Source organism: uncultured Adlercreutzia sp. (genome assembly GCF_958431955.1).
Taxonomy (GTDB): domain Bacteria; phylum Actinomycetota; class Coriobacteriia; order Coriobacteriales; family Eggerthellaceae; genus Adlercreutzia.
The window spans coordinates 41344-65284 of sequence record NZ_CAUASN010000001.1; the positions used below are offsets into that span (position 1 = coordinate 41344).

At 59.5% G+C, this 23941-nt stretch carries 20 protein-coding genes; 14 read left to right on the forward strand and 6 right to left on the reverse strand.

Annotated elements, in window-relative coordinates; genetic code table 11:
• Positions 1-44 precede the first annotated feature (44 nt).
• From gyrA to dnaN, 4 genes are all read right to left on the reverse strand, one after another.
• Positions 45-2894 (reverse strand): DNA gyrase subunit A, encoded by a 2850-nt coding sequence (gyrA, locus tag Q5064_RS00165; protein ID WP_302961223.1) that lies wholly within the window; start codon positions 2892-2894, stop codon positions 45-47.
• Between the two features lie 169 nt (positions 2895-3063).
• Complete coding sequence (gyrB, locus tag Q5064_RS00170; protein WP_368389085.1) at positions 3064-5013, reverse strand: DNA topoisomerase (ATP-hydrolyzing) subunit B; 1950 nt, start codon at positions 5011-5013, stop codon at positions 3064-3066.
• Between the two features lie 163 nt (positions 5014-5176).
• Positions 5177-6340, reverse strand: coding sequence for a DNA replication/repair protein RecF (locus Q5064_RS00175; protein WP_302961226.1), 1164 nt, complete (start codon positions 6338-6340; stop codon positions 5177-5179).
• 83 nt (positions 6341-6423) lie between these two features.
• Positions 6424-7524, reverse strand: coding sequence for a DNA polymerase III subunit beta (gene dnaN / locus Q5064_RS00180; RefSeq protein ID WP_302961228.1), 1101 nt, complete (start codon positions 7522-7524; stop codon positions 6424-6426).
• 223 nt (positions 7525-7747) lie between these two features.
• On the opposite strand from dnaN, the gene Q5064_RS00185 reads away from it, so the two are divergent.
• The 11 genes from Q5064_RS00185 to Q5064_RS00235 all read left to right on the forward strand — a co-directional run bounded on the left by Q5064_RS00185 (position 7748) and on the right by Q5064_RS00235 (position 16637).
• Entirely contained in the window at positions 7748-8101 is a 354-nt protein-coding gene (locus Q5064_RS00185) for a hypothetical protein (RefSeq protein WP_302961230.1), read from the forward strand.
• 186 nt (positions 8102-8287) lie between these two features.
• A complete protein-coding gene (locus Q5064_RS00190) occupies positions 8288-9361 on the forward strand; it encodes an ATP-binding protein (protein WP_302961232.1) in 1074 nt (357 codons plus the stop codon).
• Positions 9362-9434: 73 nt separating this feature from the next.
• The gene (dnaA, locus tag Q5064_RS00195) at positions 9435-10958 is read left to right on the forward strand and encodes a chromosomal replication initiator protein DnaA (protein ID WP_302961234.1); all 1524 of its coding nucleotides are present in this window, start codon (positions 9435-9437) and stop codon (positions 10956-10958) included.
• A gap of 491 nt (positions 10959-11449) precedes the next feature.
• Entirely contained in the window at positions 11450-11584 is a 135-nt protein-coding gene (rpmH, locus tag Q5064_RS00200) for a 50S ribosomal protein L34 (RefSeq protein WP_016310113.1), read from the forward strand.
• A gap of 12 nt (positions 11585-11596) precedes the next feature.
• Positions 11597-11962 (forward strand): ribonuclease P protein component, encoded by a 366-nt coding sequence (gene rnpA, locus Q5064_RS00205; RefSeq protein WP_302961237.1) that lies wholly within the window; start codon positions 11597-11599, stop codon positions 11960-11962.
• Positions 11959-12201 (forward strand): membrane protein insertion efficiency factor YidD, encoded by a 243-nt coding sequence (gene yidD / locus Q5064_RS00210; protein ID WP_302961240.1) that lies wholly within the window; start codon positions 11959-11961, stop codon positions 12199-12201. Before rnpA ends, yidD begins: the two co-directional genes overlap by 4 nt.
• A gap of 31 nt (positions 12202-12232) precedes the next feature.
• Positions 12233-13009: a YidC/Oxa1 family membrane protein insertase gene (locus Q5064_RS00215; RefSeq protein WP_302961242.1), complete on the forward strand. Its 777-nt coding sequence runs from the start codon at positions 12233-12235 to the stop codon at positions 13007-13009.
• Between the two features lie 104 nt (positions 13010-13113).
• Positions 13114-13695, forward strand: coding sequence for a R3H domain-containing nucleic acid-binding protein (locus Q5064_RS00220; protein ID WP_302961243.1), 582 nt, complete (start codon positions 13114-13116; stop codon positions 13693-13695).
• A gap of 101 nt (positions 13696-13796) precedes the next feature.
• Positions 13797-14471: a 16S rRNA (guanine(527)-N(7))-methyltransferase RsmG gene (gene rsmG / locus Q5064_RS00225; protein WP_302961244.1), complete on the forward strand. Its 675-nt coding sequence runs from the start codon at positions 13797-13799 to the stop codon at positions 14469-14471.
• Between the two features lie 104 nt (positions 14472-14575).
• On the forward strand, positions 14576-15571 hold the full coding sequence (locus Q5064_RS00230) for a ParA family protein (RefSeq protein ID WP_368389086.1): 996 nt from the start codon (positions 14576-14578) through the stop codon (positions 15569-15571).
• A 163-nt stretch (positions 15572-15734) separates the two neighbouring features.
• Positions 15735-16637, forward strand: coding sequence for a ParB/RepB/Spo0J family partition protein (locus Q5064_RS00235; protein WP_302961245.1), 903 nt, complete (start codon positions 15735-15737; stop codon positions 16635-16637).
• Between the two features lie 120 nt (positions 16638-16757).
• Here Q5064_RS00235 and rlmN read toward each other — a convergent pair whose 3' ends face one another.
• A complete protein-coding gene (gene rlmN / locus Q5064_RS00240) occupies positions 16758-17813 on the reverse strand; it encodes a 23S rRNA (adenine(2503)-C(2))-methyltransferase RlmN (protein ID WP_302961247.1) in 1056 nt (351 codons plus the stop codon).
• Between the two features lie 71 nt (positions 17814-17884).
• Between rlmN and Q5064_RS00245 the strand changes: the two genes are divergently transcribed.
• Positions 17885-18832 carry a D-alanine--D-alanine ligase gene (locus Q5064_RS00245; RefSeq protein WP_302961250.1) on the forward strand — a complete coding sequence of 316 codons (948 nt, stop codon included), beginning with the start codon at positions 17885-17887 and terminating at the stop codon, positions 18830-18832.
• A gap of 68 nt (positions 18833-18900) precedes the next feature.
• On the opposite strand, the gene Q5064_RS00250 is transcribed toward Q5064_RS00245, so the two are convergent.
• On the reverse strand, positions 18901-19539 hold the full coding sequence (locus tag Q5064_RS00250) for a hypothetical protein (RefSeq protein WP_302961251.1): 639 nt from the start codon (positions 19537-19539) through the stop codon (positions 18901-18903).
• A gap of 141 nt (positions 19540-19680) precedes the next feature.
• On the opposite strand from Q5064_RS00250, the gene Q5064_RS00255 reads away from it, so the two are divergent.
• Both Q5064_RS00255 and Q5064_RS00260 read left to right on the forward strand, forming a co-directional pair.
• Positions 19681-22638 carry a helicase C-terminal domain-containing protein gene (locus tag Q5064_RS00255; protein WP_302961517.1) on the forward strand — a complete coding sequence of 986 codons (2958 nt, stop codon included), beginning with the start codon at positions 19681-19683 and terminating at the stop codon, positions 22636-22638.
• A gap of 15 nt (positions 22639-22653) precedes the next feature.
• On the forward strand, positions 22654-23907 hold the full coding sequence (locus tag Q5064_RS00260) for a hypothetical protein (protein WP_302961253.1): 1254 nt from the start codon (positions 22654-22656) through the stop codon (positions 23905-23907).
• The last annotated feature ends 34 nt before the right edge of the window (positions 23908-23941 follow it).

Genomic DNA, 23941 nt, shown 5'->3' on the forward strand with positions numbered 1-23941 from the left:
GGTTAGTGCGGCTCTTCCCTTCTCGCGATTGAAACGAGTTGGAACTACTCCTCAGTCGCCTCGATCTCAACCTCTTCGATATCGCCGTCGTCTCCGTCGATGTCGTCGATGGCGAGCGTGCCGTCGGTGCTCTCCTCATCGAGCAGGTCGAGCTGGTTCTCGTCGGCGGGGCCTTCCTTCTTGGCCTTCTTCTTGCCGGTGGAGGAAATGGCCACGGCGCAGACCTTGTCCTTGTCGGCTACGTTCATCACCTTCACGCCCTGAGTGGAACGGCCGAGCTCGGAGATGCCCTTCACCGGAGTGCGCACGATGACGCCCTCCTCGGACACGATCATGATCTCGTCCTCGGGAGCGACAATCTTCATAACCGCGAGCAGGCCCTTCTTGTGGGTCATGGTGATGGTGTACACGCCCTGGCCGCCGCGATGATGCTCGGGGTACTCCTCGATCTTGGTGCGCTTGCCGTAGCCCTTCTCGGTAATGACGAACAGGTCGGTACCGGGGCGGGCGATTTCCATGCCGAGCACGTGGGCGTCGGCCGGCACGTTCATGCCGCGCACGCCCATGGTGCCGCGGCCCATGGCGCGGGCCTCGGACTCGTCCCACAGAATGGCCTTGCCGGCGCTGGACACCATGATGACCTTCTCGCCCTTGGCCACGCGCTTCACCGAAATGAGCTCGTCGTCTTCCTTCAAGTTGATGGCGATGAGCCCGTCGCGGCGAGTGCGGTCGTACTGGTCCATGGAGGTCTTCTTCACGTTGCCCTGGGCGGTGGCGAACATGAGGAACTCCTCGGCGGGGAAGTCCTTCGTGGCGATGACGGCCGAGATGGACTCGCCCTTCTCCAACGGCAGCAGGTTCACGATGGCCGTGCCGCGGGCATGGCGGCTCGCCTCGGGAATCTCGTACACCTTCAGGCGATACACCTTGCCCTTGGTGGAGAAGAACAGCATGTAGGAGTGAGTGGAAGCCACGAACAGGTGCTCCACGAAGTCGGCGTCCTTTAAGTTCACGCCCTGCATGCCCTTGCCGCCGCGCTTCTGCTGGCGGTAGGTGCTCACGGGCAGGCGCTTGATGTAACCGGCCTTGGTCATGGTGACGACCATGTTCTCCTCGGCGATGAGGTCTTCCACCTCGATATCCTTCGCCTCGCCGGTGATGCGGGTGCGGCGCGGGTTGCCGTACTTCTTCTTGATCTCCTGCAGCTCCTCCTTGATAACCTCTTTCAGCAGGTTCTCGTCGGCGAGGATGCGCTTGTAGTAGGCGATCTTCTCGCGGAGCTCGGCCAGCTCTTCTTCGATCTTCTCGCGCTCCAGTCCGGTCAGGCGGCGCAGGCGCATCTCCAAGATGGCGTTGGTCTGCTTCTCGGAGAGACCGAAGCGCTCGGTCAGGCGCGCGCCGGCTTCCTTGTCGGTCTGGGACGAGCGGATGATCTGGATAACCTCGTCGATGTTGTCGAGGGCGATGATGTAGCCCTCGAGGATGTGCTCGCGCTCCTCGGCCTTGGCCAGCTCGTAGCGCGTGCGGCGGGTGACGACGTCCTTCTGGTGCTCGATGTAATAGTGCAGGATCTCCTTCAGCGACAGCACGCGCGGAGTGCCGTTCACCAGGGCCAGCATGTTGGCGCCGAAACCCACCTGCAGCTGGGTGTGCTTGTACAGCTTGTTCAACACCACCTGCGGAATGGCGTTGGACTTCAGGTCGATGATGATGTCGATGCCCTTGCGATCGGCAGCGTCGTGGATGTTGCTGATCTCGGGCAGCTTCTTGTCGCGCACGAGCTCGCCGAGCTTCTCCAGCAGGCGCTTGCGGTTCACCTGATAGGGAATCTCCTTCACCACGATGGAGGCGCGGCCGTTCTTCTTCTCCTCGATTTCGCACTTCGCGCGGATGGTGAGGTTGCCATGACCGGTCTCGTAGGCATCCAGGATGCCCTTCTTGCCCATGATGAGACCGCCGGTGGGGAAGTCGGGGCCGGGCATAACCTGGAGCAGCTCCTCGGTAGTGCACTCCGGATTGTCCATCATCAGGCAGGTGGCGTCGATGGCCTCGCCGAGATTGTGCGGCGGAATGTTCGTGGCCATGCCGACGGCGATGCCGTTCGAGCCGTTCACCAGCAGGTTCGGGAAACGGGAGGGCAGGACGGTCGGCTCCTGCAGGCTCTCGTCGTAGTTGGGCTGGAAGTCGACGGTTTCCTTGTCGAGGTCGCGCAGCAGCTCCATGGCCGGCTTGTCCAGACGGGCCTCGGTGTAACGCATGGCGGCGGCGGAGTCGCCGTCGATGGAGCCGAAGTTGCCATGGCCGTCGATGAGGGGCAGGCGCAGGCTGAAGGGCTGGGCCAGGCGCACCATAGTGTCGTACACGGCCGAGTCGCCATGGGGGTGGTACTTGCCGATCACGTCGCCGACGGTACGGGCCGACTTCATGTGCGGCTTGCTGGGCGTGTAGCCCGATTCGTTCATGGCGTACAGAATACGGCGATGCACCGGCTTCAAGCCGTCGCGCACGTCAGGCAGGGCGCGGGACACGATAACCGACATGGAGTACTCGAGGAAGGAGGTCTGCATCTCCTTGCCGAGGAACGCGGCGCGCACCGTGGTGCCCTCGCCGCCGTTGGCACCCTCGATGATGGAGCCGTGGGGGTTGGGCATATCCACGATCAGCGAGCGGGCGCGCTCCTCCTCGGAGACGAAGCCCGGCTCGTTGCCGTCGGCGTCGGCGTCTTCCACATCGTCTTCCTCGTCGATAGTGGAGCTGGCGCTGGCAAGCTCGGCGTCCTCGTCGCCCTCGTCATCGGTGTCGACATCTTCGGCCAGGTAGAGGGCGTCCTCCTCGGCGGCCTCTACCTCGTCGCGCTCGTCGGCGTCGAAGTTCTCGTCTTCAAAATCTGCCATCAGTTTCCTTTCTTTAGAAACTTACAAGGCTCTGTCCGAGGGAGTGCGGCCGGGGTGGCCGTGCTCAAGCAATGGCTCGCTCAGCGAAACAGTCCAGTGGACTGTTTCGTTCGCTGCGCAACCTGCGCGCGGCCACCCCGGCCGCACTCCCTCTACTCTTACCTACTCCTTAAATGTCCAGGAAGCGGACGTCTCGGGCGTGCTTCTGGATGAACTCCTTGCGGGGCTCCACCTGCTCGCCCATGAGCTCGCTCACCACGCGCTCGGCCTCCACGGCGTCGTCGATGTTCACCTGCAGAAGCGTGCGGGTGGCCGGCTCCATGGTGGTCTCCCACAGCTGCTCGGGATCCATCTCACCGAGACCCTTATAGCGCTGCACATCGAACTTGCCAGGATCGTCGTACTCGGCCAGGGTGGCGGACAGCGCCTTCTCGTCGTAGATGTAGCGTTCCACCTTGGGGCTGCGCGAGTTCTTCTTCTTCAGACCGAAGATGGGCGGCTGGGCGATGTAGATATAGCCCAGGTTGATGAGCTCGGGCATGTAGCGGTAGAAGAACGTGAGCAGCAGGCAGCGGATGTGCGCACCGTCCACGTCGGCATCGGTCATGATGATGATGCGGTGGTAGCGGGCCTTCTCGGCGTCGAAGTCCTCGCCGATGTTGGTGCCGATGGCAGTGATGAGCGAGCTGATGGTATCGGAAGACAGCGAGCGGTGCAAACCGGCGCGCTCCACGTTCAGGATCTTACCGCGCAGCGGCAGGATGGCCTGGAACTTGCGGTCGCGGGCCTGCTTCGCCGAGCCGCCTGCCGAGTCGCCCTCTACAATGAAGATTTCGGACTGGCTGGCGTCCTTGCTGGCGCAGTCGGCGAGCTTGCCGGGCATGCTGAACGAGTCGAGCACGTTCTTGCGGCGCGTCATCTCGCGGGCCTTGCGGGCAGCCTCGCGGGCCTTCAGGGCCTGAGTGGCCTTGCCGATGATGCGCTTGGCCGGAGTGGGGTTCTCCTCCAGGTACTCGGCGAGGCCCTGGGTGACGGCGTTCTGCACGAGCGGGCGGATCTCGGTGTTGCCGAGCTTCGTCTTCGTCTGGCCCTCGAACTGCGGGTCGTGCAGCTTCACCGAGATGATGGCGGCCAGGCCCTCGCGGGCGTCCTCGCCGGAGAGGTTGGAGTCCTTCTCCTTCAGAAGACCCTTGGCGCGGGCATAGTCGTTGATGGTACGCGTGATGGCCTGCTTGAAGCCGTCCATGTGCGTGCCGCCCTCGTGGGTGTTGATGTTGTTGGCGAAGGCCATGACCGAATTGGTGGAGTAGGAGCTGGACCACTGGAGAGCCACCTCCACCGTGCCGTCGGCGTTCTCGGCCTCGAAGTAGATGGGCTTGTTCAGCGTCTCCTTGCCGTCGTTCAAGAACTTCACGAAGTCGACGATGCCGCCGAGCGCCTGGAACACCTCGGTGCGGGGGTTGCCGTCGGCGTCGGTCACGCGCTCGTCGTGCAGGATGATCTTCAGGCCCTTGTTGAGGAACGACATCTCGCGGAATCGGGCCGCCAGCACGTCGTAGTCGTAGGTCGTGGTCTCGGTGAAGATATCCGGGTCGGGCCAGAAGGTGACCATGGTGCCGGTATCCTTCGCCGGGCCCACCTCGTGCAGCTTCGTGCGGGTCTTACCGTGGTCGAAGTCGATCTCGTAGGTCTTGCCGTCGCGGCGCACCTGCACCTCCACCTTAGTGGAAAGCGCGTTCACGACCGAGACGCCCACGCCGTGCAGACCCCCGGACACCTTGTAGCCCTCGCCGCCGAACTTGCCACCAGCGTGCAGGATGGTGAGCACGACCTCGACCGTGGGAATCTTCTCCTTGGGGTGCTTGTCCACGGGGATGCCGCGGCCGTTGTCGTTGACGGAGATGGAATTATCGGGATGGATCCACACCTCGATGGTGTCGCAGTACCCGGCCAAGGCCTCATCCACGGCGTTGTCGACCACCTCGTAGACCAGGTGGTGCAGACCGCGCGGGCCCGTGGAGCCGATGTACATGCCGGGGCGCTTGCGAACGGCCTCAAGTCCTTCGAGGACTTGAATGTCAGAACCGTCGTAATGATCTGGTTTCTGTGCCACTGACACTCCTTCGCTCTTAACATAGAAAATGCGTCCGAGGCGGACGCTGACCGAGTGTCGATTATAGCATGGCGGCCCGTGTTACATGACCTAGTTTTCTCAATGCGGTCTGAGAACGGCTTGTATGGGGCCTTCTAAGGGGTGGTTTTGATTCTTTGTGGGGAAAATATCATATTTCCGGCGTCGGCGGTTTGTAGGGCAACTCAACCACGTTAGCGCGGGAAATCATATTCTGGTCAAAATAATCGAGATTCGCCGTAGTGATGAACGTCTGGCTTCCCCGCTCCATGGCCTCCACCAATGCCTCGCGGCGGCGGCCGTCCAGCTCGCTCATCACGTCGTCGAGGAGCAGCACCGGTTTCTGCTCCAGAAGCTCCTCGATGACCGCGGCCTCGGCGAGCTTGTAGGCGAGCACGATGGAGCGCTGCTGGCCCTGGCTGCCGTAGAGGGTGGCGTTCTTCCCGTCGAGAAGGAACGAGATGCCGTCGGCATGGGGTCCCACTACCGCCCGGCCGCGGCGGCGCTCCTCGGCGGCGCGTTCATCGAGAGCGCGGGCGAGGGCGGCTCGGGCCTCGTCGCGGGAGAACGAGGAGACGCCGCCGGAGAGAACCTCAGGCTCGAAAGCATCCCTTTCCTCCGTTGAGTTTCGGGGAGCGCTCCACGAGGGAACGTACTCGGCGGTCAACTGCTCGCGGCCGCCGGAGATCTGACGGTACTTCTCAGCCGCAAAGGGCAGCACACGGGCGAAGAGAGCCGCACGATAGCAGGTAAGCTGCGCTCCTACGGTGATAACCATCTCGTTGATGGCCGCGACGAGGGTCTGGTCGGCATCGTCTTTCAGCAGGCGGTTCTTGTGACGGATGACCTTCTCGTAATCACGGCGCACAGTGTAATAGTTCTTGTTCACCTGGGAGCCGAGGGCATCGAGAACCGCCCGACGGCCCGAGGCGGGACCCTTCACCAATTCCAAATCATCGGGAGTGAAGATGACCGAGGGGATAAGCCCCTTGAGATCCGAGGGCCGTTTGCCCTTACCGTTCAGGCGGTACTTACGCGTCTTGCCGTCGAGGTGGGCATCGATAGTGAGCGCGCGGTTCCCATCGGAAACGAGCATCTCGAGGCGAGCCTCAGGCCTCCCGTGACGGATGAGCTGCTCCATGGTGCCGTGGCGAAACGACGTCAAGGCCGTGAGCAACTGGATACCCTCGACGATATTCGTCTTGCCGATGGCATTGTCCCCCACGAGCACGGTGATATCGCCGAGGGAGTCCAAGTGCAACTGCTCGTAGTTGCGGAAGTCTCGGAACGTCAGCTCTTCAATGCGCAGGGTCATCGGGGACCGCCCCGGCTGAAGAGGATCGGACCGAGGCCGCAGTGCAACAGCCGAATCTGAGAGCGTTCCACGTGAAACATCGGTTAGGAAATGCGCACTGGCATGACCAGGTAGAGGAAGTTCTCAGGCTCGAGAGCGCGGAAAATACCGGGCTTAAGGGAGGAAAGCACCTCGAGATACACCTCGTCGGTGGCGATGGAACCGAGGCCGTCGAGTACATAAGCGTAGTTGAACGCGATCTCGACATCCTCGCCTTCCACGGTGCAGGGGAGAATCTCCTGAGCACTGCCCACATCTTGGGAGGCGGCGGTAATCTGCGCGGTCTGCGATGCGACGTTCAAATCGAAGCGCACCGGGGAAGCCGCCGATCCCAACAGCGAGGCGCGGCGGACGCTGGCCACGAGCTTATCGACCTCCAAGGTCGCGCGGGTGGCGTAGGTGTCGGGCAGCAGCTGCTTATAGTTGGGGAAGTTCCCCTCGATACGGCGGTTGATAAACACGGTGTCTTCGCAGGTCACCACGATCTGGTTGTCGGCGAGGGCCAGCGATACCGGCGACTCAGTCTTCGGAAGAGAGGCGATCTCGGAGAGGAACGTGCCGGAGATGACGGCCTGGAACTCATCGGCGGTCGCGTCGGGCATGGGGGCGTCGGTGATGGCCAGGCGGTAGGAGTCGGTGGCCACCATGCGCAGCACACCGTTCTCCAGGGTGATGAGCACGCCGGTGAGAATGGCGCGGCTCTCGTCCTTCGACACCACACGCGAGACGCGCTTGACCATCGTGGAGAACTGCTGGAAGGGAATCTCGATGCGCTGATGGGTCTCCACCTTGGGGAAACCGGGGAAATCCTCGGCGTTAAGGGCGCGAATGGAGAACGAGGAGGTGTCGCAGGTAATGAACGCCTGGTCCTCGGTCGCCTCCACATGAACGGCGGCATCGGGCAGGTTCTTCACGATTTCGGAGAACAGCTTGCCGGGCACCACGGCTCGACCCTCCTCCTCGACGAGCGCGGCCACCGAATACTGGATGGAAAGCTCCAAGTCGGTTGCTTGGAGGATGATGGTGTCGCCCGTAGCCTCGATGAGGATGCCCGACAGCACGGGCAGCGTCGAACGGGTGGAGACGCCTTTCAGGACGATGGAGAGGGCGTTGGCAAGCTCGGTGCGGTTGATGCTCAGTTTCAAGATGGGGCCTTCCCCTGCCATGGCACGGCAGTTCGCATACACGAGATGGTCTCTTAGCTCAAGGCGGCATTATACCGCCATCCTGCCGCGATGAAAGATACTCGGCGACGCTCTTCGGCAGAACCACAGGCGCAACAAGGGGAAGGAGGGTGAGTTTTCCACAATATAGAGTGTACTCTCTGGTGGATAAAGTGGAAAACCGAGTTTCTTCCCAGCAATATCGGTGGAAAACGAGGTTTCCACCGGGTGGATATCCCTTCAAACTGCTTTCCATGCTTTTATCGAAGATCGTTTAGTTATTTCTAAACCGATGAAAATACCTTATTTACCTGGTGAAATATCATTTCTCCACAATCATTGCCCGCTCTTTGGCACTTTTGTTCGCTTATTACCGCCAGGTAACGGTAAGCAGGGTAAAACACCCCCACTTCGTGCCGAGAAGAGCCGTTTTATCCCCTTGTCAAGGGTTTCGGAGCAAAGTTTTTCACTTTTTGGGGATTACTGGACTTCTTTTTTCTTTTCCACTTTTCAAAGTTTTCCACTTTTGCTGAATATTTTGTTTATAAGTTTGAATTAGTTGAAAAACACGCGGTATATCGACTGAAGTTTTCAACAATTTCTGAACTCGTAGTGAATTACTTTCCAATGGCCTGAAAAAATGTTCATAACTCTCAACGGAAACCTTGAAACACGATACAATACCGGTGAATTTCTTCCGAAACGATGAATGACCGACGAACCCCACGGAACGAGATCGAACACTATGGAAATGAACTCCTCGGCCGGCGCCGGCCTCCCCTCCGAGAGCGAGGGCTACGACTACTCCTTCGTCAACACGGTGAGCAACATCGCCGTGTACGACGATGCCCTCAGCGGCCCCCGCGTCATTAAGATCCAACCCTCGGACACGGGAACCTACATCGAGGCCCTGGCCTCCACCATCTATCAGAGCTCCCAGGAGCTCGGGGGCTCCATTTCCTACACAATTATTCGCGAGGTGTCGGAGAACTTCATCCACGCCCAGTTCAAAGAGGTGCTCGTCACCGTGAGGGACGGCGGGAACACCATCATCTTCGCCGACCACGGACCGGGCATCCCCTGCAAGGACAAGGCCCAGATGCCGGGGTTCTCGTCGGCCGTGGAGCCCATGAGGAACTACATCCGCGGGGTCGGGTCGGGTCTCCCCATCGTGCGGGAGTACCTCGAGATGTCCCGGGGAACCATCACTATCGAGGACAACCTGGGCACAGGGGCCGTCGTCACCATTTCCGTCGCCGGAGACGACGGGGAGGATGCCCTGAACGAGATGGCCGCCCAGTCCTACGCCGGCGGAGCGCCCGCTTATGGAATGGCCGCCCCCGAGGCGGTCCCCCAGGCCGTCACGGTGCCTCAAAGCAGCCAACCGATACCCCTGCAGCAAATTCCCTATCAGGGCCACGTGATCGCATCCCCCGCTCCGGCGCAATCTTACACCGCGCCTGGTGCCGTTTACGGCGGAATGCCCGTCGTCGTCCAGACTTCCTATCCGGCAGCGCAGGTCGGTGGTTCCTACCTGGCCACGGCGGGCGGGCAGCCCTTCTACGAAGTCGTCGGAGGGCAGCCGCCGATGCCCAGCGCCTCTACCGCGCACCTCTCCTCCACGCAAACCCGCTTCCTCCAGACCCTCCTCTTCGAAGGGCCGCTCGGAAACAAGGACGTCGCCGCGGCGCTCAGCATTACCGCATCGAACACGACGAACAACTTCAACAAGCTCAAACAGCTCGGCTACGTGCAGAAATACGACGGGAAATACGTTCTTACCCCCTTGGGGCAGCAGGTAGCCCAAACCATTCGATAGACTATAACCACCCTTTGCGCCTCATCGTCAGCTTTCCGGCGACGCGGCGCGCGTCCGACGCGGAGGAACGACGATGGACAGCGAGAAGCTCAACGAACAATGGAGGCGGATCTGTGCGCAGGTGAGCAGCTACCCCGATGTGGATGAATCCCAGGTCGCAGCCTTTTTCTCCCGTCTTGAAGCCCAGGCCATGAGCAACTCCTTTCTCATGCTCACCGCCGACAACGATTTCATCAAGACCTGGGTCGAGCAGAACTACGTGCCTGTCATCCAGCGGGCGCTTCTCGACCTGACCGGCGTGGCCTTCGCCGTGGCTGTGGCCGTCGATCCGGGGCAGGAGGCACGCAAGGCGGCCGAGACCGCCGCACCGGCGCCGGTCCAAACGGCTGCTCCCGTGCCGTTCCCGACCCCCTCCCCCGCCGCGGCCGCGCCTCCCCTGTCCGTTGCTGCGCCGATCGTGCCGGCGTCGGCTATCCCTGAGCAGGCCGCCACGGGCGAGACGGAAGTTGCGGGCGCGGAGAGCGGGGCGGATGAGGCCGACGTGCCCACTTCCGCCCTCACCTTCAGCAATTTCGTCATCGGAGACTCGAACCGCTACGCCTACTCCATGGCCCTCGAGGTGGCCGACAAACCAGGGCAGCGGGGATTCAACCCCTTGTTCATCTACGGGAAGAGCGGCCTGGGCAAAACCCACCTCATGCGGGCCATTCAGAACAACATACGCGAGACCCAGCCCTATCGGCGCACTGTGTTCGTCGACGCCGCCGAGCTGTTGAACCAGTACGCCGAGGCGAGCGCCACCCACGACCGGGAGAAGAGCAGCTTCAAGAACTTCAAATCTTTCTACGAGGAAGCTGATGTCCTGTTCATCGACGACGTGCAGGGCCTTCGGGGGAAAGATCGCACGCTCGATATCGTCTTCCAGCTTTTCAACACGCTCACCAACCAGGGGCACCAGGTCGTCCTCTCCGCCGACCGCGCGCCGAAGGCACTCGGAATCGACGATCGGTACCAGTCGCGCTTCGCCGGAGGGGCACTCGTGGACATTCAGCCCCCGGACGTGGAGACGAAGCTGGGCATCGTGAAATCGGTACTGCAGGAGATCCAGGCGCACGAGGGGCTCGGGCACCTCACGCCGTCCGACGATATTCAGATGTGCATCGCCGAGATGTCGGGGTCGAACATCCGCGAGCTGAAAGCCGCCGTGACCACGGTGGTCTCTCGGATGAACTTCCTCGACCGCGACGACATAACCACGACCGAGGTGCGCTCCCTTTTGGAGAACCACTTCTCGGGAGGCATGACGCGTAATCTCGTCGTCGAGGACATCCAGCGCGTGGTCGAGGAATTCTACAAGATCAGCCACGAAGATCTCGTCGGACGAGCGCGAAATCGCCCGTTCGTCTACCCGCGGCAGATCGCCATCTACCTGTGCCGCCAGATTCTCGACATCCCGTTCAGCGACATCGCGACGAAATTCAACCGCGACCATTCGACGGCGATGCATGCCACGGGCGTCATCGAGAGTAAGCTCCAAACGGATTGGAACACTCAATGTGAGATCGAGGCGCTCCAGCGAACCATCCGCGAGCTTTAGGCGGATATCCGGAGGGTTATGCGGGGAAAACGGGGGATAACCCTTGCCCTTTTCCACCAGCGTCCCTTGAGCCCAAGCCTCTCCCCTTCAAGGCCGGTGGAAAAGGGCAAGCGGTAATGCACGGGTTTTAACGAGCGCTTCGTCGGAGGCGATCAGGGAAAACTCTCGTTATCAACTAATCCACCGACATTATTACAACAACAATAGGATAGAGATATAAAAGGGACTTCCGCACGATCCTGTCCCCAACCGCGGTCCAAGGGGGAACAGCTTCACCCCTTCCCCACTTACCGCCTTCTCCTCTTTCGCCTGATTCCCGCTTTGGCCTAGAGATCACCTGTCGGTGTCCTGGAGGAGACCTGTACAGAATGCTCGCCTACCCCGCGGATACGTGAGGTTCGCGATTTCACCAAGAGTTCCCCGTTGACAGCTAGGGTGTGTGGTATATAATTTGAAAACTATTCTTTGAACCATGAAAGGGAAAGAAAACAATGAAACGCACCTATCAACCGAACAAACGCAAGCGCGCCAAGTGCCACGGCTTCCGTGCCCGCATGTCCACCAAGGGCGGCCGCGCTGTTCTCGCTTCCCGTCGTGCTAAGGGGCGCAAGCGCCTCACCGTCTAGGAGCACCCAGGCGTGGATACCATCAAGTCCAGCACTGAGATCTCCCAGCTCTTCTCCACGGGAAAACGTTACAAGACTCGTTATATAACGTTTATCGTTGGTGATGAGACATCGGCCCAAGACCGAGGCAACGAAGCGCAACACGACCTCCCTGGTCGTGTTGCTTTTATTGCCGGGAAGAAGCTCGGTAACGCGGTGTGGCGCAACCGTGCCAAGCGGCGTATGCGAGCTCTCTGCCGAGAGATGGGCGGGCCGTGGGCAGGCAAGAAGGTGGTATTCCTCGCGAAAGGGGCGCTTACCCAGGCGCCTTACGGGAAAGTGCTCGGGGAATGCGAGGGGATCGCGCAGAAGCTCTCCTCTTTCGGGGAGGCTCGATGAAGCGGCTTGCGGCGGCACTAGGGAAAATCCCAGCCCTTGTGGCGATAGGCCTCATCATGTTCTACCGTATGGCTATTTCGCCCCTGCTTCCCCCCGCGTGCCGCTTCGTCCCCACCTGCTCCGAGTACGGGCTCATTGCTTTCAAGCGCTACGGATTCCGCAAGGGATTTGTTCTGACGGCTAAACGGATACTGAAGTGCCGGCCGGGAGGACCCCACGGGTACGACCCCGTACCCTGAGGCTTACCTGTCGTCACGAGAAGGGTTGCGTATGTGGGATATCTTCAAGGACTGGATCTTCGACGTCATTCAGTTCTTCTACAACTTCTGCCACGACTGGGGTCTGGCGATCATCATCGTCACGATCATCTTCCGTATCATCGTGGCGCCGCTCATGCACAAGCAGGCGAAGTCGAACTACGCTATGCAGAAGGTGCAGCCTAAGATTCAGGCACTCAAGGACCGCTTCCCCGACGACCCGACCCGTCAGTCGCAGGAAATGCAGAAGATTTACGCGGAGATGAAGTTCAACCCCCTCGCCGGGTGCCTCCCCATGCTTCTCCAGATGCCTATCTTCATCGCCTTGTTCCAGGTGCTGCGCGAGATGGGCGACCGTGTGGGCGACACGAGCTATTCCTTCTACAATCTGGTTCCCAATCTGGTTCAGACTCCCTCAGGGGCTTTCGCTGAGGGTTTCGGCACGTTTATCCCGTATCTCATCCTCATGGTTATCTTCGCTGGCGCCACGTTTTTGCCCATGGTGCTCCAGCAGCTGAAGACCGAGGACACCCAGCAGAAGAACCAGACGCTGATGATGGGCGGCATCATGTCCATCATGATGCTGTGGATCTCCTGGGGCTCGCCTGCCGGCGTGCTGCTGTTCTGGGGAGCTTCTTCGGTGATCGGCATCGGCCAGAATCAACTCACCCTTGCGCGTTGCCGCGCTCAGGATCGCAAGCGTGAGGAAGAGGAGTCTCTCGTTGTGAAGCCTATCGAGGTCGATGTGGTCCGCAAGGAGAAGAAGAAGCGCCCGAAGAAGAAGCGCTAGAGATCGTTGTTCCAAGAGCGTGTTTCACGTGAAACACGCTCTTTTATTTGCCTGCACGTCCTAGATTCCGGTGCAGGGCCGTTCGAGGAGGAAAGGAGCTCCTTATGACCGAAGAGCAACCCGACGTTGTCGAGATCGTCGACGAGGCGGAGGAAGCCGTTGAGCCGGGTTCCGCTCCTGCGCCCGAGCAGGCGGAGGACGGCGAAGAGCTGGTGGTGACGGATGAAATGCTCGACAATATCGCCGATACCGCGATCGCCGCTCTGCAGGACATCCTCCAGTACTTCAACGTGGGCGATGTGACAATCGACGAGTACGAGGGTGACGAGGGCGAGCTGATCTTGGATATCAGCGGCGATGATATGGCGGTGCTGATCGGACGTCATGGCAAGACTCTCGACGCGCTTCAATTCATCGTCTCGATGATCACCATCCGCACCATCGGCTTCCGATATCCGGTTGTGGTCGATGTGGAGGGTTACAAGAACCGCCAGCGCCAGAAGCTTGAGTCTATTGCCCATTCTTCCGCCAACCGTGCGGCCAGCCAGCATCGTCGCGTCGGCCTGCGCCCGATGACGCCTTACGAGCGGCGTATCATCCATATTGCGCTTCGCGATGACAATCGCGTGGAGACGATCTCGGAGGGCGAGGGCTCTGCCCGGCACGTTGTGGTGGTTCCCCTGTAGTTACCGAGAATTTCTCAACAACAATCTCGGGGGCGGAGGAGACTCCGCCCCTTTTCATTTACAATGGCAGCACATCGATTCACGGAGAGGGGCGACGGGCTATGGATTCCAAAGAGCAGGACGAGCTCGTAAGCCGATTTTTGGCCCAGATTCTCGAAGTGAATAAAGTGACGAATCTCACACGCATAACCTCACCCGAGGAAGCGCGTGTTCTTCATATCGAGGATTCTCTCGTCGGTCTCCCCGAGGTGCAGGAAGCTCCTGCTGGTTTGTATGGGGATTTAGGATCGGGTGGAGGCTTTCCTGGTGTTCCCCTTGCCATAGCGACCGGGCGGCAGACACTGCTCGTCGATTCGGTTAAGAAGAAGATGGCCATCGTTTCCGATATTCTCGCAGACTTAGGTTTGACGGATCAGGTTGCCACCTATGACGGCCGTATAGAGCAGCTGGCCCTCGAGAGGCCTGAGGAGTTCTCAGTGCTCACCGCCCGAGCGCTTTCCCGGTTGTCTTCCCTTCTGGAGTTGTCTGCTCCTCTTCTCAGGAAGGGAGGGCGCCTGGTCTGCTATAAGGCTCGTCCTTCGGAAGAAGAGATGGAGGAGGCCCGCGCTATTGAGTCCCTCGTCGGTATGAAGCTCGTCTCGCAGCGGCAGGTGATGCTGAGCGATGGGGAAACATCCCGCACTATCCTGGTGTTCGAGAAAATCAGGTCACCCCGATTGAAGCTTCCTCGGCGAGTTGGACTTGCTCAAAAGGATCCTCTTCGCCCTCGCTCTTGATGTTTCACGTGAAACATCAAGAATGTTAACCACTCTTATGAACAACGGCTCGAAGTCATTCCAGCCGATGCTATACTGTGCTGCACGTTAGGAAGGAGGTTCCTGTGGGATTTTTTGATGGTCTTAAACGGGACAACAAACAAAGCCAGACTGTCGAGGAAAGACGAGTCAGCTCGCCTCAGGAACAGCAAGAAGAAATTAAGGCCGCCGTGGAGTCCCGCGAGGCCGAGGATATGGAGGTTCTCGTTCGTGAGGTGAACACCTATACTCCTCCAGCATCCACCACGGGGACTCTGAAGAGCTATAAAGACAAGGCTCCGGTGACCCATGCTATCGGGCATACGCGCGTTATGGGTATCATCAACCAGAAGGGTGGAGTAGGGAAGTCAACGACGGCTATCAACCTCGCTGCTGCCCTCGGTGAGATGGGCAAACAGGTTCTCCTGATCGATCTCGACCCCCAGGGTAACTGCTCGAGCGGCCTCGGCATCGAGAAGGGGCTCATTAACCAGTGCATCTACGATGTTCTCCTCAATGATGTGCCGCTTGAGGAAGTCATTATTCCCGATGTGTGCCCTGGGCTCGACGTTGCTCCGGCTACTATCAATCTGGCAGGCGCCGAGGTTGAGCTCGTTTCTGAGATGGCTCGTGAGAATCGCCTCAAAGATGCCGTGGGTTGCATGCGCGGCAAGTACGATTTCATTATCATCGACTGTCCTCCGGCTCTTGGATTGCTGACGGTGAACGCTATGGTGGCTGCTGATAAGCTACTTATCCCTATTCAATGCGAGTTCTATGCCCTCGAAGGTGTGACAAAACTTCTTGAGTCAATGAAACGTGTCAAAGGACGCCTTAATCCGTCCCTCGATATTTACGGTATCCTGTTGACGATGTACGACAGCCGCACCACCCTGTCGAAACAGGTGGCCGATGAAGTGAGGGATTACTTCGGCCGACTCGTTTTCGCGACACCTATTCCCCGTACCGTTAAGCTTTCCGAAGCTCCGAGCTTCGGCCAGCCAATTACCCAGTACGATCCGCGCGGCCGCGGGTCTTTGTCCTATATCGAGCTTGCGAAGGAAGTGATCGCTCGTGGCTAAGCCAGAACGTCGTGGTGGTCTGGGACGAGGTCTCAGCTCGTTGCTCCCCGGATCCTATGAGCCCCCTGTTCCCGTGAAGCCCGCCCCCGATCGACAGCGCCTAACGGTGGAGGCTGAGGAAGAGCCTGCGAGCACTGCCGCAGCTGAGGGATCCACGCGTATTGTGATCGCCGAGGAGGGAATCGAAGAAGTTCTTTCTGAGCCCATTCCCCGCGAGGTGAGCGCCCCTGCTCCGGTTTCCTCTCAAGTGTCGGAGGCGGCCCGGACTACAGACGAGGTGGCTATCGATCTTATCTTTCCCAATCCTGATCAGCCCCGCACCCAGTTTAAGAAAGAAGAGATCGAAGAGCTGGCTACCTCTATCGAGAAGGACGGGCTGCTCCAGCCAATTCTCGTTCGCCATATGGAAGATGGCTCCTACCAGATCATCGCCGGTGAGAGGCGTTGGCAGGCGTCGAAGGCCGCTGGTCTCTCCCGTGTGCCGATCCGTATTAAGGAGGCGGACGATAACCAGGCCCTGGAGCTCGCGCTGATCGAGAATATCCAGCGGAGCGACCTCAATCCCATCGAGGAGGCGTACGGATACCGTCGTCTTATGGAGCGGCGTTCCATGACTCAGGCCGAGGTTGCCCAGGCGGTCTCGAAGGGGCGCTCGACGGTGGCAAACGCCCTGCGTTTGCTCGATCTGCCCGAGGAAGCTCAGCAGCTGCTCTACGAGGAGAAGATCACCGCCGGCCACGCCCGGGCCATCCTCTCGGTACCGACCCAGGAGGGCCGCGCGAAGCTCACCGACAAGATCGTCGAGGGAAACCTCACCGTGAGAGAGGCGGAGAGTCTTGCCCGACTTCTCGCCGGCCGCAAAGATACCGCTGCCGCTTTCCAGAAGCCTCCCACTCCTCCAGTCTTCAAATCGGTGGCGAAGACGCTGCGGGAGACCCTGAAGGCCAATGTCCGAGTGAAGTCCTCCAAAGGGAAGAACAAGATAGAGATTGAGTTCAAAGATGAGGACGATCTTCAGCGGCTCGTCCATGAGATCTTGGGCGCCGACGAGGGTTCTACTGAATAGAGTAGTTTTCTTCTAAGAAGGTAAACGGGCTTGTTTCACGTGAAACAAGCCCGTTTTTTATACTAAAAAGCACGATAGGTAGGGTGGGAAAACAGCTTTACATAATCCTCTTACTATCTCTTAGGTTGTTTCACGTGAAACAAGTTGATTCTTCAATTGGCCGCATGCTCCTGCAATATCGCTGCCACGAGATTTTCGCATACTCACTTCGATGGAATGACGCTCAAGCTCGTCGATCCAATGCTTCACAGTTCGGACCTCCGAAGGTTGGTAAGGGGCTCCTTCGACCGCATTCATAGGAAGAAGGTTGACGTGGCAGAGGAGGCCGGAGCAGAACTGGATGAGTGCGCGAAGGTCATCTTCGGAATCGTTCACGTTTCGTATGAGAAGGTATTCGAAACTGACCCGCCGGTGGATCCTCTCGATGTAGTCTTCTAAACTTTCTTTCAGAAGGGAGAGAGGTTGCTGAGAAACGCGTGGCATGAGCCGGTCTCTTATCTCTTGGCGCGCTGAGTGTAGGGAAATAGCCAAGGTGAACTGCTCGTGCTCCCGGGCAAGCCGATTGATGCCTTCCACGAGTCCACATGTCGAAAGCGTGATGTGACGTGCACCTATATTAAGGTCGTCGGATCCGTTCATGAGTTTCAAGGCGTCAATCACTTCGTCGTAGTTGAGGAAAGGCTCGCCCTGCCCCATGACCACGACATTGCTCACCCGAGAGCCGAAGTCTCTCTGGACCAAGACCACCTGCTGGACGATCTCAGAGGCTGTGAGATTGCGGGCGAGGCCCTCCCGTCCTGTGGCGCAGAACGTGCATGCCATGGGACAGCCTACCTGAGATGATACGCAAACGGTGAGGCGATCTAAGCTGCCATCCTCCTGATACGTCGGCATCCCTACTGTCTCTACCAGAAGTCCGTCACTGAGACGGAGAACATACTTGCGCGTCCCGTCGGTCGAGTCTTGCCGCTCAAAGAGGGAGATCTCCTGAGAGGGGAAGGTTTGCGCAAGCTTGTCCCTCACTGCTCGCGGGACATTCGACATATCCTCGATGACGGAACAGTGGTGCTTGTGGATCCACTCGTAGACCTGTTTCGCTCGAAACTTCGGGAACCCCCAGGCTTCCATGAGCGTGGTAAGATCTTCGACAGAGAGTTTTATCAGTTCGTTATTCATGGGCCTATTATAGACAATCGACCCTCTGATATACTTTCCCTCAGATATTCTTCGTCCTGAAAGGTGCGCGCATGGCTCAGACCATTGATCCTTCTACGATCCGCGTGGCGCTGCTGGCTGGCGGAACAAGCGGTGAGCGTGAGATTTCCCTCGCTTCGGGAGAGGGCGCTGGAGAGGCGCTTCGATCCGCTGGTTTTACCGTTGAGAACTTTGATCCTGCTTTGAAGGACGATCTGAAGAAACTCATCGATGGAGACTACGATGTCGCCTTTCTCTGCCTCCACGGTAAAGGCGGCGAGGACGGTCGCCTGCAGGGTTTCTTGGAAACAATAGGTCTCCCCTATACAGGGCCTGGTGTTTGGTCGAGTGCGACAGCTATGAACAAGGCGAAATCGAAGCTGTTCTATCTGCAAGCGGGCATTCCCACAGCTCCTTTCGAATATCTTGAGCGTGGAGCGACATTTGATGCTGTGGCCATTGCTGAGAGCATGAACGGGCAATGCGTGGTGAAGCCGGCAACTGAGGGAAGCGCGCTCGGTATCTATATCGTCGAGGGCCCGGAGGAAATCGCCACCGCCATCGACGCGGTGCATGAGATCGATGACCTTGTTGTCGTTGAAAAATTCATCGAGGGCACTGAGGTTACCGTCGCAGTGCTCGGAAACGAAGATGCCCAGGCTCTTCCCGTCATCGAGATTGTTCCCCGCGGCGAGTTCTACGATTTCGATTCAAAGTACGCCCCCGGCGGTTCGCAGCACATCTGCCCCGCTCGTCTTGATGAGGAGACGACGGCTTATGTGAAAGAGCTCGCCGAGAAGGCGCACAAGGCGCTCGAATGCACGGGCGTTTCCCGCTCCGACTTCATCTTAAACGCTGAGGGGACGCCGTGGATTCTCGAGACCAATACGATTCCCGGTATGACTGCTACCTCGCTGCTTCCCGACGCTGGCCGCGCGGCGGGGATAGAATTCCCCGAGTTATGCACTCGGTTGATCGAAAGCGCGCTTGCCGCCCGCTAACTTGCAGAAGAACGGAAAAGGCCCGAGGAGCGATAAACCTCGGGCCTCTTTATGTATACGGTCGGCTGCTAGAAGACACCGCATGACTTCAAGCCGAATATGACAAGAGCGACAAGGGCGAGCAGAAACGCCCAACTGAGAAGATAGCATCCTTTATTCCCCTTGCGTCCCTGCTCCACAAGGCCGTCAGTGAAGGAGCGCTTTCGCTTGAGGATAGCCATGCCCTTCTGTTTTTCGGGCATCGGTTCGCGGTTACTCGGAAGCCACTGGCCCTGGCTGCCGATGATCTGATCGACAGCGCGCCCTTCAAAATTCACCTGGGGGCGGATTCCCTTGCCCATAAGGTTCGCAATACCGTGCACGAAGGGATCGAACGCGGCTTTTTCCTGCGGAGTGTAGCCGATAACAGCGGCCTGGCCCCAGTACTCACCTGGCTCCGGTTGCTCGGAGAAGGCTACGAACGAGAGAATAGCCACCAGAGTCATATTCTGGGCCTTTTTCAGGCTGAGCTCGCGAGAGAATTCAGGGTCGAAATAGCCGATGCGATTCCCGAATCGATTGACCATCCAGGCTTTGTGAGAGCCCCCCTCTAACGTGCAGTCGATGGTGTATTCATCGCCTACCAGGTTGTCGGAGCCGAGAAGGGCCGCCGCGTCTTGACGCGATGCCGTTCGAAATGTTTGATATGTACCAAAATAGCGTTCCATGGCGTTCTTTCTGATCGGGCTGATACAATACCGTGAGTTGTTGAGCACACCATAACCGACGCCTGCGTCTCTTGGAACACTCGTTTGGACGAGGTTCCTTTTTTTCGGCACCAAGGGCGCGCCGCGAAGATAGGCACAATTATGATTCGAGAAATCAATCCCCTCGAAAGCCAGCTGCGGGATTTCATCACCGAGGGTACTCCCGAGGATGTCATCGCTCTGTATGAGAGTCTTCCCCTGCTCGCTCGCGAGGGGGAGTATGGTCCGTTTGACGAGAATGTCGTTGTGCTGGACACCGAGACCACAGGTTTCTCGCTCAACCATGATGAATTGACGCAAATCGCCGCCGCCCGTATGGAACACGGGGAAATCGTCGAATGGTTCACCACCTTCGTGAATCCCGGCAAGCCTATTCCGGAGGATGTGGCCCATCTCACGAACATTCACGACGATGACGTGGCCGACGCCCCGAGCCCCGCGGAGGCCTTGGCCGAGCTGGCGGCATTTGTGGGAGATGCGGTGGTAGTGGCGCACAATGCCGACTTCGATCGCAGCTTCACGACAAAGCATCCAGCAGGGTATCCGCTTTTGGAGAATACCTGGGTCGATTCCCTCGATCTTTCTCGTATTGCCCTGCCGCGTATGAAGTCCCATCGCCTTATAGACCTGGTAAAGGCGTTCGGGCAAGTGCGCTCGACCCACCGTGCCGATGACGATGTGGCTGCCACGTGCGCGCTGCTGCGTATCTTGCTCGCGGCCGTGAACGCCATGCCCCCGCAGCTCCTTCGCGAGATTGCTGGCATGGCGACCCCCGAGCAATGGCCCACGGTCGTCGTGTTCCAGTACTTCGCCCAGCTTCACACTCCCGAGGCTGAGAAGCCCCTTCCCTTTTCGTTGCGCTCTCTTCGCCGCGACCGGGTTGGGCGAATCAACTTGAAGCCCCTTGTCAACGATGCGGAAGATCCTCAGCCTTTGGTCTTCCCTACCAGCGAGGTCATCGCCCAGGCGTTCACATCTGACGGGGCCGTAGGTTCGATGTACCCCGATTACGAGCAGCGCGAGGAGCAGGTCGCGATGTCTGAGGCGGTGCGCAACGCCTTCGCCCGCTCGCGCAATCTTATGGTGGAGGCCGGCACCGGGGTGGGGAAGTCGATGGCCTATCTGCTGCCTGCGGTCATTACGGCGCGGGACAACAAGATCAACATCGGCGTGGCTACGAAAACCAACGCCCTGCTCGATCAGTTGGTGTATCACGAGCTGCCCGCTCTCGAGCAAGCCCTCGGCGGTACGTTCACCTATGCCGCGCTGAAAGGGTTTTCCCACTACCCGTGTTTGCATAAAATCGAGCGGGTGGTTGTAGATGGCCCGCGTATGCGCACAGTCGGCAAGGACGAGAAACACCAGGCCCCTGCTTTGGCAGCGCTTTTGTCATTCGTCAACCAAACAGCGTATGACGATATGGACAACCTCAAGATCGATTTTCGCGTGCTGCCGCGCTGGGCTATCACGACGACGAGCCACGACTGCCTACGTCGTAAATGTCCCTTCTTCGGTACATCTTGTTTCGTGCATGGCGCTCGTCGCAAGGCCGAGGCGTCGAATATCGTGGTGACCAACCACAGCCTGTTGTTTTGCGACCTCGCCGCGGATGGGGGGCTTCTTCCCCCTATTCGCTACTGGGTGGTTGACGAGGCCCACGGCGCCGAGCAGGAGGCTCGCCGTGCATTCTCATTGGAGCTGGCCGAGGAAGACGTCCTTTCCCTTGCCCGCCGCGTCTCGTCCGAGGAGGCTCGCCGGAACGTTTTCATTCGTGCCGAGCGCAGCGTCGTGGTGACGGGCAGCGAATCTTCCACAACACTTTTCTACGGTTTGACGGCCAAGGCGCGCTCCGCGGGAGCGAAATTCGCTGATTCGGCGCGGGTATTCTGCGCGAGTCTTCCCGAATTGCTCTATTTCGAGGGGAATCGTCGTTCCAAGGGATATGAGAACGTCGATCTGTGGCTCAACGACGAGATTCGCGCTTCATCGGTGTTCCAAAGGGTCGCCCGAGCGGCCCAATCTATGGCCGACGATGCGGAAAAACTCGTCACTGCCTGTCAGGAGCTTGTCGGCTATTTGGATGACATCGAGGGAGTCGCCGTCATTCAGCGGGAGATCGCCGCTATCGCCATGGAGCTCAAGGAGATTCTTCAGGCGGTGGAGGTCATCTGCGTGAAGTGTCCCGAGCAGTATGTTTACGCGGCAAATCTGAACCGCAAGAACGATAAGCCGCAGAACAAGTTGGAGGCGCTTCTTCTCAATGTCGGCCAGGAGCTCGATTGGAACTGGTTTGCGAACACGAACTCGGTGGTGTTCGCCTCGGCGACCCTGACCGTCGATGGGAAGTTTACGAGTTTCGCCCAGGCCATGGGACTGAACACGAGCGAGCATTCCCAGGCTGACGAGCTTCTTCTCTCCTCAAGCTATGACTTCGACAACCAGATGACCATCTACGTCGTCAACGATATGCCCGAGCCGAACGACCCGGCGTACCTGGCCGCACTCCAGCAGCTTCTCGTAGGGGCTCACCGCGCCCAGCATGGTTCCATGCTCACGTTGTTCACGAACCGCCGCGAGATGGAGAAGTGCTTCGAGGAGGTGCAGCCGGCCTTGAAGGAGGACGACCTGCGCCTGGTGTGCCAGAAATGGGGCGTCTCGGTCAAGGGCCTGCGTGACGATTTCCTCGCCGACGAGCACCTGTCGCTCTTCGCCCTCAAGAGCTTCTGGGAGGGCTTCGATGCGCCCGGCGCCACCTTGAAGGGCGTTGTCATCCCCAAGCTGCCCTTCTCCAAGCCGACCGACCCGCTCTCCTGCGAGCGGGCCGCCCGCGACGACGCGGCCTGGCGCCGCTATGTGCTGCCCGCCGCGGTGCTCGAGACCAAGCAGGCCGCGGGACGGCTCATCCGGAAGGCCACCGACCGCGGCATCCTCATCCTGGCGGACAAGCGGCTGGTGACCAAGGGCTACGGCAAGACCTTCCTGCGCTCGCTCCCCAGCCAGAACATCCGCTTCTGCACGGCCGACGAGGTCGTGGCAGCCATCGAGCGCGACGGACAGTAGCAGGTCGAAGTTCCCATGGCGAAGAAGAAGGCCCAGCACGCGCTCCATATCAAGAGCCACACCCACGGCTCTTCCAACGAGATATCCTTCAGCGTGCTCGACGCCGCCCGCGAGGCCCGCGATGCTGAGGAGCGGGACCGGCGCGAGAGCGGCGCGGGGAAGGTGCCGCTGTTCACCATGGGGCGCACGCGCAAGCCCCACGCCACCCCCGCGAAGGACCAGTCGATCATCATCCCCGAGGGGGTGCGCCCGACTCGTGCCGGCTCATCCTTGGCTGCCACGGCGGCAGCCGAAGTCGACCGCCGCGCGTTCCGCATCATACCCGTGGTGGTCATCGTGTGCGTGCTGCTGGCCCTCGCCCTCACCATCGGGCAGACGCTTCTCTCCATGCGCACCCAGCAAAACGGCCTGAGGGGATCGCTCGATGAGAACATCAGCGTCATCACCAACTGCGACGAGACGCTCATCCCCTTCGATACGCTGGTCATGGAGCAGTACGACAAGAACCGCCTCTCCCCGTCGGCTATCGGCCAGAAGGCTCCCTCCTTCGAGGAACTCTCCGAAGGGTATCGCCAGGTGGTTGCCGATATCGCGCCAGCCCGCGCCCAACTTGAGGCATCGATGGAGGCCATTGAGGCGCTGCAGCCGACCCTCGCCGACAACGACGCCAAGGAGGCCGCGAGCCAGGCGGTGACCGCCGCCCGGGCGCGGTTGAGCATGCTCGACGACGGTGTGGCCATCATCGAACAGTCCCTTATGGCAACTGAGGCCTTCATCGAGGCCCGCGAGGGGTGGAAGGCCGTCATCGACGCCGACGCCGCCGCCCGCGAGGCGACCGCGCTGCTCTCGTCCATGTCCGAGGAGAGTGTGAATGCCTCAAGAGAGAAGACTAATGAGGCGCTCTCCCAGCTCTTCCAAGCTCAGGAGGCCTTCGACCACGCCCAGGGAGATTACCCGGGCCTCGATTTAGCGGCGGTCTCCGACTACGTCTCCAAGCGCATCGAGGCCCAGCAGGCCGCCCTTGCCGCCGACGAGGCCTACCTGTCCCGCGACAAAGAGGCCCTGGAGGCGGAGAACAGCCGCTACAACCAGCTGGAGGAGGAGGCCGCCTCCCTCGCTCAGGCCCTCGGGGACGACCCCGACGAGCTCGTGGCGAGCCGTTTCTACGATTCCATCGAGTCCTTTGTCGCCTCCTACGAGGCCGAGCGCCTGAAAGCCGGCAATGCTGATACGTTTCTTCGTGATTATTTGGGCAAGAGCGCGCAATAGCGTATACTAGTAATAATTGTGTCATCAGACCTCT

Coding starts and splice junctions, on each gene's coding strand:
- Q5064_RS00190 (WP_302961232.1), top strand. CDS start 8,288: ATGGAAATGAACTCCTCGGCCGGCGCCGGCCTCCCCTCCGAGAGCGAG.
- rsmG (WP_302961244.1), top strand. CDS start 13,797: ATGGATTCCAAAGAGCAGGACGAGCTCGTAAGCCGATTTTTGGCCCAG.
- Q5064_RS00175 (WP_302961226.1), bottom strand. CDS start 6,340: ATGACCCTGCGCATTGAAGAGCTGACGTTCCGAGACTTCCGCAACTAC.
- dnaA (WP_302961234.1), top strand. CDS start 9,435: ATGGACAGCGAGAAGCTCAACGAACAATGGAGGCGGATCTGTGCGCAG.
- rpmH (WP_016310113.1), top strand. CDS start 11,450: ATGAAACGCACCTATCAACCGAACAAACGCAAGCGCGCCAAGTGCCAC.
- Q5064_RS00220 (WP_302961243.1), top strand. CDS start 13,114: ATGACCGAAGAGCAACCCGACGTTGTCGAGATCGTCGACGAGGCGGAG.
- Q5064_RS00255 (WP_302961517.1), top strand. CDS start 19,681: ATGATTCGAGAAATCAATCCCCTCGAAAGCCAGCTGCGGGATTTCATC.
- rlmN (WP_302961247.1), bottom strand. CDS start 17,813: ATGAATAACGAACTGATAAAACTCTCTGTCGAAGATCTTACCACGCTC.
- yidD (WP_302961240.1), top strand. CDS start 11,959: ATGAAGCGGCTTGCGGCGGCACTAGGGAAAATCCCAGCCCTTGTGGCG.
- Q5064_RS00250 (WP_302961251.1), bottom strand. CDS start 19,539: ATGGAACGCTATTTTGGTACATATCAAACATTTCGAACGGCATCGCGT.
- Q5064_RS00245 (WP_302961250.1), top strand. CDS start 17,885: ATGGCTCAGACCATTGATCCTTCTACGATCCGCGTGGCGCTGCTGGCT.
- gyrA (WP_302961223.1), bottom strand. CDS start 2,894: ATGGCAGATTTTGAAGACGAGAACTTCGACGCCGACGAGCGCGACGAG.
- Q5064_RS00215 (WP_302961242.1), top strand. CDS start 12,233: ATGTGGGATATCTTCAAGGACTGGATCTTCGACGTCATTCAGTTCTTC.
- Q5064_RS00260 (WP_302961253.1), top strand. CDS start 22,654: ATGGCGAAGAAGAAGGCCCAGCACGCGCTCCATATCAAGAGCCACACC.